The organism is Escherichia coli DSM 30083 = JCM 1649 = ATCC 11775 (assembly GCF_003697165.2).
Classification (GTDB): Bacteria; Pseudomonadota; Gammaproteobacteria; order Enterobacterales; family Enterobacteriaceae; genus Escherichia; species Escherichia coli.
In genome coordinates this window covers 4,389,951-4,403,603 of sequence record NZ_CP033092.2, presented here as the reverse complement: position 1 = coordinate 4,403,603, position 13,653 = coordinate 4,389,951, and the positions used below count along the sequence as shown (strand labels likewise).

The following is a 13,653-nucleotide window of genomic DNA, read 5'->3' as shown; positions in this document are numbered from 1 at the left end:
TACTCTCCTCCAGGTTAACGGAGGAGAGTGCAATGAAAAACCGTGTTTATGAAAGTTTAACTACCGTGTTCAGCGTGCTGGTGGTCAGCAGCTTTCTTTATATCTGGTTTGCCACGTACTGATCTTTTTTCAGCCGTATCCAGGCCCGCGTGCCGGAAGTCTCTTGCCGGTTTTGCAGGAAAAACTGCCCGTGATGCAACTGTGTAATGCGGCTGACAATACTTAACCCCAGACCAATCCCGCCATAACGGCTGTCCATTCGTACAAACGCTTTACTCAACTCCCCGCATTTACTCTCATCAATACCCGGCCCTTCATCTTCAACGGCCATGACCGCTCCGCCATCTTCTTGCAGCTTAATCATAATGTTGCTGCCTTGTGGGCTATAACGATGGGCGTTTTCTACCAGGTTTCGCAATAACATCCGCAGCAGGGTTGCATCACCCTGAACGGTGATGTCGGCGGCGCTCTCTGGCAATAGCAGGGTTTGCTGGCGCTGGTCGAGCATGGTACTAAGTTCGTCATACGAGGGGAGAATGACATCTTCCAGCAGTTTTACATGTTGATAATTACCGGAAGAAAATGACTGTCCGGCACGCGCCAGTTGCAGCAGCTGGGAGACGCTCTCCATCATCTGATCAAGTCGTGCCACTAACGGTGCTACATCAATGTGATGCGTTTTCGCCAGCAGTTCCAGATGCAAACGCACCCCCGCCAGTGGTGTTCGCAGTTCGTGCGCGACGTCAGCGGTAAACAACCTTTCGTTATCCAGCGTGCTGGTCAGGCGACTGACCAGATCGTTTAACGCCGAAACCACCGCATCGATTTCGAGGGTGGCGCTATGAATGGCAATGGGCGTTAAGTTATCGGCGGTGCGCGCTTCCAGCTCTTTTTGCAGCTCCGCCAGCGGTCGGGTGATGCGGCGTACCGCCTGATAGCAGATAAATAGCGTCAGGCTAACCATAAAGACGCCGGGGACAATCAGGCTGGCGACCGCCTCGCGGATCTCACGCATGATGTGGCGATCGTTGTTGCGATTGTCGCGTAGCGCCTGCTCAAACAGCTGAATCTGCTCGGTACTTTCATGCCACAGCCAGAAGACGCTGATCAGCTCAAACACCAACAAAATGGCCCCGATGGTCAATATCAGCCGTTGGCGCAGCGATATTGGTCGGCGCAGAAAACGCATCAGATTCAATTAGTTTTCCTCATTTGCGACCAGCATATAGCCAAATCCGCGCACGGTGCGGATACGGGCTTTGCCCACTTTGTCGCGCAGGTTATGGATATGCACTTCCAGGGTGTTGGTCGAGGGCTCGTTGTCCCAGTTGTAGATATCGTTGTAGAGAATTTCCCGATGCACCGGGCTGCCTGCTTTAAGCATCAGGCGCGACAGCAGAGCATATTCTTTGGGCGTCAGAATCAGTTCTTCTCCGCTCATCCATACCTGGCGGCGACCCATATTCAGCGTCAGGTTGCCAACGTTCAGCTCACTTTCGCCCTGATTATTATGGCGTCGTAGCAGGGCGCGGATACGGGCGTGCAACTCTTCCAGCGCAAAAGGCTTCACCAGATAATCGTCGGCCCCGACATCCAGCCCGGCGATTTTGTCGGTAAGGGTATCGCGGGCGGTGAGAATTAACACCGGCAGAGTGTATTTTTTCTGCCGGATACGGGCAAGAAAATGCAGCCCATCTTCATCGGGTAAGCCTAAATCCAGTACCACCAGGCTGTAATGACCGGCTTCAAGGCTTTGTTCCGCCATCCGCGCGGTGCTCACGCCATCGCACGCGTAGCCTTCGGTTTGCGCCGCCAGAATCAATCCCTGCAATAACAGCGTATCGTCTTCAACAATCAGAATTTTCATTCACTCACTCTCCTGCAAGTTTGCAGAATATCATCCGCAGCCTGGTAATACTTCGTCTCAACGCCAGTCAGGCCCAATAAGGTTGAGAATAAATTGTCTTGTGAATAGTGTTGCGTTTGCGCCTGTTTTTGCAGGCAGTTCTGGTCAACCTGATACCGTTTTTGATAATCCTCCGATAGCCACAGCAGCATCGGCACCTGTTTTTGGCTATCCGGGGCGATGGCATAAGGCAGACCGTGCAGATAGATGCCATTTTCACCTAACGATTCACCGTGGTCAGAAAGATAAACCAGGCTGGTGGTAAATTTATCCTGATGTTCTTTCAGCAGATTAATCGCTTTATCAACAATATAGTCGACGTAAACCAGCGTGTTGTCGTAAGTGTTCACCAGTTGCTCTTGGGTACAGGTCTGGATCTCGTTAGTGTCGCAGGTTGGGGTAAATTTCCTGAACTGCGGCGGATAGCGGTTGTAATAGGTCGGGCCGTGGCTGCCGATAGTGTGTAATACAATGAGGCCATCGCTTTGCAGATTATTGATGTACTCTTCCAGCCCGTGGAACAGCACTTCGTCATAGCATTCGCCGTTGATGCACTGACCAGGCAGGTTCAGCGCGGTGACGTTCTGGTGAGGTACGCGATCGCAAACGCCTTTACAGCCGCCATCGTTGTCATTCCACAGCACGTTGATGCCCGCTCGCTGAATGATATCCAGCACGCCTTCCTGGTGCTGTGCCAGCTCTTCTTTGTAGTGCTCACGCGGCATATCCGAGAACATGCACGGCACTGAGACGGCTGTTGCTGTGCCACAAGAGGCGGTATTAGGGAAATAGACCACGTTATCTTTTGCCAGGCGAGGATTGGTTTCGCGTGGATAACCATTCAGCGAGAAATTCTCTGCGCGCGACGTTTCTCCGACGATCAAAATGGTCAGGTTTTTGCGTTTCCCATTTTGCATTAATGGGTTGCGGTGAGCATCTTCACCAATGCGTATCAGTGGCAGGTTGGCTGACCGCTGGTGAGAGTACCACGACCAGCTAGCAACAATGCTGTTGGACGGGCTTAAGGATTTCACCAGTTCTTTGTTGTTGCGAAACAGCGATGCATAGTCTTTGTAGAACAGTGCGGCAACCAGCAGAATCAGCAGTACAGAAATCAGGATGTTGGCCCCGCGGAAAAGAACGCTGCGCAGGCGTGAGGTGGTGGGTTTGATTTTGATCCAGCAGGCAATCAGCGCAGCAAGCACGCCGCTGAATCCCAGCGTTAATAACATTTGCGGCGTCATCAACGCATAACTTTCTGCCGGAGTGGTATCAATAATATTGGCAATCATCGAGCGGTCGATGACGATGCCGTAAGTCATTATGAAATATTGTGCAGCCGCGCCAACCAGAATAAACAGGCAGGCCAGCGGTCGATTAAGCCACAAGAAAGAGCTTAGTGTCAGGACAATATTAATCACGCTGAAGGCGACGACCGGCATCGACAAGAAAACCAGTACGTTATGCAGCGAGTCCAGCGGCAGCGCCTGCAACACCTGTTTAAAAAAGGCAATATTCAGGCAGATAGAGATATAAAAAGCGGCTAACAATAGCCAGGCGAGTAAATTCAAAGAGGGTCTTTTTAGTAGGCGCTTCAACATCACGGTGTTTCCATCGAACAAAGTGCGCATATGCTCGCAAAGCAAAATTAAGCCAACCTTAAGTTCTTAAGGTTGGCTTTTATGTTTGCTTGATTAAGGGGAATTAATCTTTGCTTATTGGTGCATCTAAGGGATACGGGTTTTTATGCAGCCGGTTGTAATTCAGCGCATACATGGCGGTGATTACCATCAGAGTGACAAATGACCACATAACCTCTTTCGCGCCGGACCCTACTACGGCCCAGATGCAGTAGAGGAAGGCAATGGTAGTCACTGCCAGATATGCCGGGCGTGCTTTACCAAAGTGACCGTGGCCGAGCAGTAGTAACGCCGCACAGGTGTAAAGATATGGCACCAGTGTAAAGATGACCGACACGGAAGAAACCAGACCGAATTCTTTGGTCGCGTTTGGCGAAATGCTACTGAGCTGGAAGATGGTCATCAAAATACCGACGATAATCAGCCCCGCCACTGGCGTGCCCGCTTTATTTACACGGGCAAAAATCGGTGGGAACAGTCCGTCATCGGCAGCGGCTTTCGCCGTTTGACCCGCCAGCAACGTCCAGCCGCCCAGTGAACCTAAGCAACCCGCAGCTGCGCAGAAGGAAACAATGGCCCCGGCGGTGTCACCCAACGCCATCCGTGCGGCATCACCGAATGGCGAAGCAGAAACGCGCAGTGCGGCATTAGGGATCATCCCCATAATCGCGGTGGTAGAAAGTACATAGCAAACGGCAGCAATCAATACCCCGCCAATGGTGGCGATAGGGACGTTGCGTTTCGGGTTTTTCACCACACCTGCGGCAACGGAGGCACTTTCCACACCGATGAACGACCACAGCGTAACGTTAAGGGTACTTTGAATCGCACCGAAGGTGCCCAGGCCGCTGACGTTCCATGCCGCCATATAGGTTTCACCACGGAACCAGAACCAGCCAAATACGGCAATCCCGACGATGGGGATCAGCGCCAGCACGGTAGCAACGGCCTGTACGCGGGTGATCATTTTCGGACCGACAATGTTCAGCAGGACGAAGATCCACAGCACCACGACGCAGGTGATGGTTAATACCAATGGATCTTTCAGAATCGGGAAGAAGTAACTTAAATATCCTACGCCAATGACCACCATAGCGATATTGCCGATCCAGCAGGCCAGCCAGTAGAGGACGTTGGTTTGATAACCGAGAAACGGGCCAAAGCAGCGGCGGGCGTAAGCGTAAGAACCACCAGGACTTGGGTCGAGGAACGACATTTTGGCGTATACCATCGAGAGCCCCAGCGCACCGATAATCGTCACCAACCATCCATAAATGGCAATCCCGCCAGTGGAGGCCAGGTTTGCAGGTAACAGAAAAACACCTGACCCCATAATATTCCCCGACACCATCAGGGTGACGGGGATTAAGCCCACTTTGTGAGCATCAGCATCCGAAGACATAATTAAACTCCTGCGAAGGCGAGCTTCGTGACAATAAATTACGTCATATCATACGCCTGCATTCGATAGTTGAATTATTATCGGCCGGGTTATCGCTGATGCCGTTATTAATATAGCTCTTCGTTAAGGTTAAAAATCAGGCGACAGTGCGTTCTCTGTGCTGACTAACATAATGCAGCGGCGTCATACCGTAGAAGTCTTTAAAGACAGAAATAAAGTACGACGTACTGTTGTAGCCGCAGGACTGTGATACCTGAGAGATATTTTTACCGTCCATCATTAATTCATTTACGGCATAACGCATGCGGCAGGTGGTGATTATTTGGCTATAACTGGTGTTTTCGCTTTTCAGCTTTTTCTTTAACAGACTTGGGCTAAGACATAAACAACTGGCTACCATACTAAGATTCCAGTCTTTGTGGATATCGCTTTCAATAATTTGATAAACGCTGTCACTTACACAATTACGTAACATATACATCATTAGTGAAAGGAATTTTTTACTGTCGAGAAAACGGGATAGCACAGTGAATAATAATGCACGTGTTCGTTCCTTTTCTGACTCAGTTTCAGCGGGCATCATGCTATGCTGCGCGGCAACGCGAAAGACGTCTGGCGTCAGGCATGGCAGGGTGAGGATGGGCGTAGCGCTACGTTGCCATACTGGTATTTGCGAGAGATCTTTATTCAGAAACCGGAGGTAATCTTTGATGATGTCGTGACTAATATGAGCAACCAAAGTGTTATTAAGAGAGGAGACGTCGATAATATTATTTTCACAATTTAATAACGCCATGTGGTTAGCTTTAAGGCTAATAGGTTCTTTCCCATTCACCCTTATCCAGACATCTTTTTCAGTCAATAAAACAATACAAGGTTGGTCGCTGCAAATCCTCATACATGTACTCCTGAGTGCGAATAAAAGACCAGTTCTCGCTAAAGCGAAGCGATACCGGGAAATGGTTATATAATTGTATGATGAATATAAACATGCATAAAAATAACGAGTTTTACTAATATTACAAATTTTTATAGTAATTTCTCATGTACATATTTTTTTACAGGCTAAAAAAAGGATAAATAACAGGCAAAAAAAAGCGCGGGGTGGGACCGCGCAAAAAGCATGACATTTTTTGTTTGCAGCAATTTTTATGAAAACGTTGCCATACTTAAAAGGCCTCAAGCCAGGCGGCGTAATGTTATTTAACAATTACGCCTTCAGCGGAATAGTGGTTACGCTTTCACACACATAACGTGGTAAATACCGTCAATAATTTCTGTCCCTTCTGTTTCGTGTTCAAATCCAGGGAAATGATGGTCCCAGGATTGCAGCGAGCGTAAATAACTTACTTGCGGACTGTTTTTATCGCCGAAGTTTTCACCAGACAGCAGCATCGGGATTCCTGGCGGATACGGGATAACTGAGTTTGCCGCGATACGTCCTGGCAGATTTTCAATGGATACCAGTTCGACATTGTTGTCGACAATCGCGTTGTACGCTTCACGCGGGGTGATTTCCGCCACCGGTAGGCCGGAATAGGCTTCATTCAACCGTGCGCCAGGGTTGTTTTCTTTCAGCCAGGCAAACATGGTGTCACCCAGATCGTGAATCCCTATGTTCGCGTAAGTGTCAGGATATTGTTCAACAAGTTCCGGCATCACCTGCGCCAGCGGTGTGTTGGCATCATAGTGGCGTTTGAAGGAGCAAAGGGTGTTAACCAGAGTCCCCCATTTCCCACGGGTCACGCCCATAGAGAACAGGAACATAATCTGGAAGTCAGTGGTACGGGTAGGCACAATGCCGTGGCGACCAAGCCAGGCTGTGACCAGCGCCGCCGGAACACCGGTTTCTTCCAGTTCACCATCTTCACCCATTCCCGGAGCAAGGATGCTGACTTTAATCGGGTCGAGCATACTCCAGTTATCCGGAATATCTTTGAAGCCGTGCCAGCTTTCGCCCGGATGCATGACCCAGCAGTCCTGAACGGTGGTCAGCAGTTTGGTTGGTGCGTCAGCAAAGTCATAGGTTTTGCCGGTTTGTGGGTCGGTGACGACTTCTTTGTTCCACGGTTTGAAGAACCAGCTACCGTCAGCGGTGAACTCTTTATACAGCCGCGCCATCGCCTGACGGAAATCAACCGCTTCGTCGATCACTTCCTGGGTCAGTGACAGGCCGCTGTTGCCGTCCATCATCGACACTGCCACGTCGTTGGATGCGCAGATGGCATACAGCGGGGAGGTGGTGGCATGCATCATGTAGGCCTGGTTGAAGCGGGAGAAGTTAATCGCCCCACGACCTTCACGTACATGAATATAAGAGGCCTGGGACAGCGCATTCAGCAGTTTGTGGGTGGAGTGGGTGGCGAAAACGGTAGGACCGTTGTGATCGCCAGGTTCGCCGCGCATGGCATAGTGATCGGCATAGATCGGGTTGAAACGTGCATAGCCGTACCAGGCTTCGTCAAAGTGCAGACGATCGGAGGTTTTTTCCAGCAGATCCTGCGCTTCTTTAGCGTTATAACACACGCCGTCATAGGTACAGTTGGTCACCACGCAGTAAGACGGTTTTTGCCCGACTTTGTCTTTGGTCAGCGGGCTTTCACTGATTTTCTTCTGCAAGGTTTCAGGTTGCATTTCCTGCGGATAGATTGGCCCGATAATGCCGTAGCGGTTGCGGCTTGGCACCATGTAGACCGGTTTCGCGCCTGTCAGCATCAAGCCTTGTTCGATGGATTTATGGCAGTTACGGTCAACGACCACGACATCGTTATCGGTCATGCAAGCCTGCATGATGGTGCGGTTAGAGCCGGAAGTACCGACGACTACCGACCAGGAGCGATCGGCACCAAATACGCGTGCGGCATATCTTTCGCTTTCGCCAAATGCGCCAGTATGGTCAAGCAAAGAACCGAGGGAAGTGCGTTCGATGCCCATGTCGGTGCGGAACAGATTTTCACCATAGTAGTCATGGTAGAAACGTCCGGCGGGTGTTTTGGTAAAACCAACGCCGCCCTGGTGGCCTGGCGCTGCCCAGGAATATTCATGGATGTCGCTATATTTCATCAGCGCGCTGAACAGTGGCGGCAATAGCTGCTGGCGGTAGCGGGTCATCGCGGCAACGGCGCGTCCGGCGATAAAGTCGGCAGTATCTTCCAGAATCCAGGCGAATTCATCGACAAGCTCCAGCAGGTCGCGATCCATTGCGGCGAGGGCTTTTTCCCGATCGCCCAACAGGAAGACCGGCACGTTTTGTTGGCGCTCATGAAGCTTACCGATCAATTGTCTGACGTTTTGATGTTCGTCCGGATGTTCCATTTGATAGCTGAACATCAGGCAGTCAATGGCTTCGTTTGAAGAGAGAATGGCAAAACCATCATCAAAGGAGGTGGATTTAATCACGGTAACATTTTGCTGGCTTAAAGCATCTGCCAGACGCTCAACGGCGTTACCGACCCAGGTGTCTTGATGGAGAAACTCGCTTTCAACAATTAATACTTTCATCATTGCTTACCCGGTTATGAAGGAATCTTCGTTGCGGGCAAGTATCTTCCGGCCTTTTCGGGCTGTAAAGCGCGTGAAAAACAAACATTTTTGAAATATTTATTTTTATAAACAACACGTTATGTGATTATTTTAAATTATTTTCACTGCTTATTATCGACGGCTAAACTATTTTTTTGGCTGATACTGATATCGTCTTTAGCCGGGAAACGTCTGGCGGCGCTGTTGGCTAAGTTTGCGGTATTGTTGCGGCGACATGCCGACATATTTGCCGAACGTGCTGTAAAAACGGCTACTCGAACGAAAGCCTGCCGTCAGGGCAATATCGAGAATACTTTTATCGGTATCGCTCAGTAACGCGCGAACGTGGTTGATGCGCATCGCGGTAATGTACTGTTTCATCGTCAATTGCATGACCCGCTGGAATATCCCCATTGCATAGTTGGCGTTAAGTTTGACGTGCTCAGCCACATCGTTGATGGTCAGCGCCTGATCATAGTTTTCGGCAATAAAGCCCAGCATCTGGCTGACATAAAATTGCGCATGGCGCGAGACGCTGTTTTTGTGTGTGCGCGAGGTTTTATTGACCAGAATCGGTTCCCAGCCAGAGAGGCTAAATCGCTTGAGCATCAGGCCAATTTCATCAATGGCGAGCTGGCGAATTTGCTCGTTCTGACTGTTTAATTCCTGCTGCCAGCGGCGCACTTCAAACGGGCTAAGTTGCTGTGTCGCCAGTGATTTGATCACCATGCCGTGAGTGACGTGGTTAATCAGGTCTTTATCCAGCGGCCAGGAGAGAAACAGATGCATCGGCAGATTAAAAATCGCCATGCTCTGACAGGTTCCGGTATCTGTTAGTTGGTGCGGTGTACAGGCCCAGAACAGCGTGATATGACCCTGATTGATATTCACTTTTTCATTGTTGATCAGGTATTCCACATCGCCATCGAAAGGCACATTCACTTCGACCTGACCATGCCAGTGGCTGGTGGGCATGATATGCGGTGCGCGAAACTCAATTTCCATCCGCTGGTATTCTGAATACAGCGACAGTGGGCTACGGGTCTGCTTTTCGTCGCTGCTGCACATAAACGTATCTGTATTCATGGATGACTCTCTTTCCTGGAATATCAGAATTATGGCAGGAGTGAGGGAGGATGACTGCGAACAGGCGCACGGTTTTATTCCTCTCCCTGGAGGTGCGAGGAGAGCGGATGAGAAGATTTGGGTCGATTATTCAGCTTTTCAGGTAATTTATTCCCATAAACTCAGATCTATTGATGTGCCACTTAGGATCTGAGTTTTCGGGAATGCTCAACCGGGAAACCGGAGGTTTTCTGCGATATCGCCTGCCATGATGAAGTTATTCAAGCAAGCCAGGAGATCTGCATGATGTCTGCACCCAAAATTACATTTATCGGCGCTGGTTCGACGATTTTCGTTAAAAATATTCTTGGTGATGTGTTCCATCGAGAGGCGCTGAAAACGGCGCATATTGCCCTGATGGATATCGATCCCACCCGCCTGGAAGAGTCGCACATTGTGGTGCGTAAGCTGATGGATTCAGCAGGGGCCAGCGGCAAAATCACCTGCCACACCCAACAGAAAGAAGCCTTACAGGATGCTGATTTTGTGGTGGTGGCATTTCAGATTGGCGGTTATGAACCTTGCACGGTGACTGATTTCGAGGTCTGTAAGCGGCATGGTCTGGAACAAACCATTGCCGATACGCTGGGGCCGGGCGGCATTATGCGTGCGCTACGTACCATTCCGCACCTGTGGCAGATTTGCGAGGACATGACGGAAGTCTGCCCCGATGCCACCATGCTCAACTACGTTAATCCAATGGCGATGAATACCTGGGCGATGTATGCCCGCTATCCGCATATCAAGCAGGTAGGGCTGTGCCATTCGGTGCAGGGAACGGCGGAAGAGCTGGCGCGTGACCTCAATATCGACCCGGCTACGCTGCGTTACCGTTGCGCAGGTATCAACCATATGGCGTTTTACCTGGAACTGGAGCGCAAAACCGCCGACGGCAGTTACGTGAATCTCTACCCGGAACTGCTGGCGGCTTATGAAGCAGGGCAGGCACCGAAGCCAAATATTCATGGTAATACTCGCTGCCAGAATATTGTGCGTTACGAAATGTTCAAAAAGCTGGGCTACTTCGTCACAGAATCGTCAGAACATTTTGCTGAGTACACACCGTGGTTTATTAAGCCAGGTCGTGAGGATTTGATTGAGCGTTATAAAGTACCGCTGGATGAGTACCCGAAACGCTGCGTCGAGCAGCTGGCGAACTGGCATAAAGAGCTGGAGGAGTATAAAAACGCCTCCCGGATTGATATTAAACCGTCACGGGAATATGCCAGCACAATCATGAACGCTATCTGGACTGGCGAGCCGAGTGTGATTTATGGCAATGTCCGTAACGATGGCTTGATTGATAACCTGCCACAAGGATGTTGCGTGGAAGTGGCCTGTCTGGTTGATGCTAATGGCATTCAGCCGACCAAAGCCGGTACGCTACCTTCGCATCTGGCCGCCCTGATGCAAACCAACATCAACGTACAGACGCTGCTGACAGAAGCTATTCTTACGGAAAATCGCGACCGTGTTTACCACGCCGCGATGATGGACCCGCATACTGCCGCCGTGCTGGGCATTGACGAAATATATGCTCTTGTTGACGACCTGATTGCCGCCCACGGCGACTGGCTGCCAGGCTGGTTGCACCGTTAAGGGGTAATCGCTTCCGGCGCTCTGGTGATTAAGCCAAAGCGCCGTAGCTGGCGGCAATGAAAGCGGGCGAGGAATATCACCGTCGTTAATGCGCCCAGTAGTGCGCAGAACATATCGGATTGCGTATCCCACGGGTCGCCTTGAGTACCGAGAAAATCATCTGCGCCCTGGCCCATTGCCAGCGCTGCCCACCACTCGATTAACTCATACATCGCGCTTATCGCCAGCGCGACACAACAGACCAGAAACGCCACCATTTTACGCCCGCGAACGTACATCCCGCGCACGAGGATCTCTCGTGCCACCAGTGCAGGCACCAGCCCCTGGAAAAAATGCCCCAGTTTATCATACGGATTACGGCTCAACCCCAGCCATTCCTGCACCTCAAAACCAACGGGGACTTTCGCGTAGGTGTATTGCCCGCCGACCATCAGGATGATGGCGTGAAAGAAAATGAGCGTATAGAGCAGCGGCGTTAACGGGTAACGTTTAGCGGTGGCAAGCAGTAGCGGCACGACAATAATCACCGGTGTCACTTCCATCAGCCAGGTGAGTTTGTCATGGGCCGAAATGCCGGTATAAATCAGGATTAACGTTAGCGCCAGTGCGCCGGTGTTAAGAATTAACGGCTTGAGTGTGCGGGTCATGGTGAGTTCGCAAGTCAGGGAAAATACTGACTATTGACCAGTAAGCGTGAAATTACAATCGCAAAAGAGGTGGCCCAGGGGGATCACCTGGCAGCATGCTGCCAGGCGCTGGGCCGAAGAGGTTACTTAGTGCAGTTCGCGCACTGTTTGTTGACGATCTGCTGGAAGAAGTCGTTACCTTTGTCATCGACCAGGATAAACGCCGGGAAATCTTCTACTTCGATTTTCCAGATAGCTTCCATACCCAGCTCCGGATAAGCGACGCATTCCAGATGCTTGATGCTCTGCTGCGCCAGTACCGCCGCCGGACCGCCGATGCTACCGAGGTAGAAGCCGCCGTGTTTATGGCACGCGTCGGTAACCTGCTGGCTGCGGTTACCTTTCGCCAGCATGATCATGCTGCCGCCGTGGGATTGCAGCAGATCCACGTAGGAGTCCATACGACCTGCGGTGGTTGGGCCAAGTGAACCTGATGGATAACCGGCAGGCGTTTTCGCCGGACCCGCGTAGTAGATCGGGTGATCTTTGATGTACTGCGGCAGTTCTTTACCGGCGTCAATCAGCTCTTTCAGCTTGGCGTGTGCAATATCGCGACCCACGATAATGGTGCCGGTGAGCGACAAGCGGGTGGATACCGGGTATTGCGAAAGCTGGGCAAGGATCTCTTTCATCGGGCGGTTAAGGTCGACTTTCACTGCTTCGCCTTCACCTGCCTGACGCAGTTCTTCTGGAATGTACTGGCCTGGATTGTGTTCCAGTTTTTCGATCCAGATACCTTCGCGGTTGATTTTCGCTTTAATGTTACGGTCAGCGGAGCAGGAGACTCCCATGCCTACCGGGCAGGATGCGCCGTGACGTGGCAGACGGATAACGCGGATGTCGTGCGCGAAGTATTTACCGCCAAACTGCGCGCCAAGACCGAGTTTCTGGGCCTCTTCCAGCAGTTCCTGTTCCAGCTGGATATCGCGGAACGCCTGACCATGTTCGTTCCCTTCCGTCGGCAGTTCATCGTAATAGTGAGCGCTTGCTAACTTGACGGTTTTCAGGTTGGTTTCCGCAGACGTACCGCCAATCACAAACGCGATATGGTACGGCGGGCAGGCTGCAGTACCGAGGGTACGCATTTTCTCGACGAGGAAGTTTTTCAGTTTGCCGGGCGTCAGCAGGGCTTTGGTTTCCTGGTAGAGATACGTTTTGTTGGCAGAGCCGCCGCCTTTAGCGACACAGAGGAATTTGTACTCATCGCCATCTACCGCGTACAGGTCGATTTGCGCAGGCAGGTTCGTGCCGGTGTTGACCTCTTTATACATGTCCAGCGGCGCGTTCTGTGAATAGCGCAGGTTATCTTCGATATAGGTGTTATAGACGCCTTTCGACAGCGCTTCTTCATCACCGCCACCGGTCCACACGCGCTGACCTTTTTTACCGACGATGATCGCGGTGCCGGTATCCTGGCAGGTCGGCAGCACGCCTTTAGCGGCGATTTCGGAGTTTCTTAAGAATTGCAGCGCCACGTACTTGTCGTTTTCGCTGGCTTCTGGATCGTGAAGAATAGCCGCAACCTGTTTCTGGTGTGCCGGGCGGAGCATGAAAGAAGCGTCGTGAAAGGCTTGCTGCGCCAGCAGGGTCAGGGCTTCTGGTTCCACTTTCAGGATGGTTTCGCCGTCGAAGTCGGCAACGCTAACGTAATCAGAAGTGAGTAGATAGTATTCGGTATTGTCTTTCCCCATCGGGAAAGGTGCCTGGTAGATAAAGGGTTTGTTTGACATAGCTTCCAGCCTGTAACTCTGTATTTGTTATTCGAAAATGGCG

11 protein-coding genes are annotated in these 13,653 nt (G+C 51.1%); 2 read left to right on the top strand and 9 right to left on the bottom strand.

Translation table 11 applies throughout. From position 1 onward, the window contains the following. The first annotated feature begins 32 nt into the window (after positions 1-32). A complete protein-coding gene (gene pmrR / locus EAS44_RS22715) occupies positions 33-122 on the top strand; it encodes an LpxT activity modulator PmrR (protein ID WP_000797657.1) in 90 nt (29 codons plus the stop codon). Here pmrR and pmrB read toward each other — a convergent pair. From pmrB to melR, 7 genes are all read right to left on the bottom strand, one after another. Further along, positions 98-1,198, bottom strand: coding sequence for a two-component system sensor histidine kinase PmrB (pmrB, locus tag EAS44_RS22710; RefSeq protein ID WP_001052123.1), 1,101 nt, complete (start codon positions 1,196-1,198; stop codon positions 98-100). The genes pmrR and pmrB overlap by 25 nt on opposite strands. Further along, positions 1,199-1,867, bottom strand: a complete 669-nt coding sequence (gene basR / locus EAS44_RS22705; RefSeq protein WP_000697907.1) for a two-component system response regulator BasR — start codon at positions 1,865-1,867, stop codon at positions 1,199-1,201. Further along, positions 1,864-3,507, bottom strand: coding sequence for a phosphoethanolamine transferase EptA (eptA, locus tag EAS44_RS22700; protein WP_001350805.1), 1,644 nt, complete (start codon positions 3,505-3,507; stop codon positions 1,864-1,866). The genes basR and eptA overlap by 4 nt, the downstream gene beginning before the upstream one ends. A 103-nt stretch (positions 3,508-3,610) precedes the next feature. Next, positions 3,611-4,948 (bottom strand): arginine/agmatine antiporter, encoded by a 1,338-nt coding sequence (gene adiC / locus EAS44_RS22695; protein ID WP_000093154.1) that lies wholly within the window; start codon positions 4,946-4,948, stop codon positions 3,611-3,613. A 136-nt stretch (positions 4,949-5,084) separates the two neighbouring features. Further along, positions 5,085-5,846, bottom strand: a complete 762-nt coding sequence (gene adiY / locus EAS44_RS22690) for a DNA-binding transcriptional activator AdiY (protein ID WP_001217059.1) — start codon at positions 5,844-5,846, stop codon at positions 5,085-5,087. 335 nt (positions 5,847-6,181) lie between these two features. Further along, entirely contained in the window at positions 6,182-8,449 is a 2,268-nt protein-coding gene (gene adiA, locus EAS44_RS22685) for an arginine decarboxylase (protein WP_001447136.1), read from the bottom strand. Positions 8,450-8,647: 198 nt separating this feature from the next. Then, on the bottom strand, positions 8,648-9,556 hold the full coding sequence (gene melR / locus EAS44_RS22680) for a transcriptional regulator MelR (protein WP_001090766.1): 909 nt from the start codon (positions 9,554-9,556) through the stop codon (positions 8,648-8,650). Between the two features lie 282 nt (positions 9,557-9,838). Between melR and melA the strand changes: the two genes are divergently transcribed. After that, positions 9,839-11,194, top strand: a complete 1,356-nt coding sequence (melA, locus tag EAS44_RS22675) for an alpha-galactosidase (RefSeq protein WP_000986620.1) — start codon at positions 9,839-9,841, stop codon at positions 11,192-11,194. Here the strand turns inward: melA and yjdF are convergent. Together yjdF and fumB are read right to left on the bottom strand one after the other, a co-directional pair. Then, complete coding sequence (gene yjdF / locus EAS44_RS22670; RefSeq protein WP_000198739.1) at positions 11,191-11,841, bottom strand: DUF2238 domain-containing protein; 651 nt, start codon at positions 11,839-11,841, stop codon at positions 11,191-11,193. The genes melA and yjdF overlap by 4 nt on opposite strands. A 122-nt stretch (positions 11,842-11,963) precedes the next feature. Further along, positions 11,964-13,610, bottom strand: coding sequence for a class I fumarate hydratase (gene fumB, locus EAS44_RS22665; RefSeq protein ID WP_000066699.1), 1,647 nt, complete (start codon positions 13,608-13,610; stop codon positions 11,964-11,966). Positions 13,611-13,653: the final 43 nt, after the last annotated feature.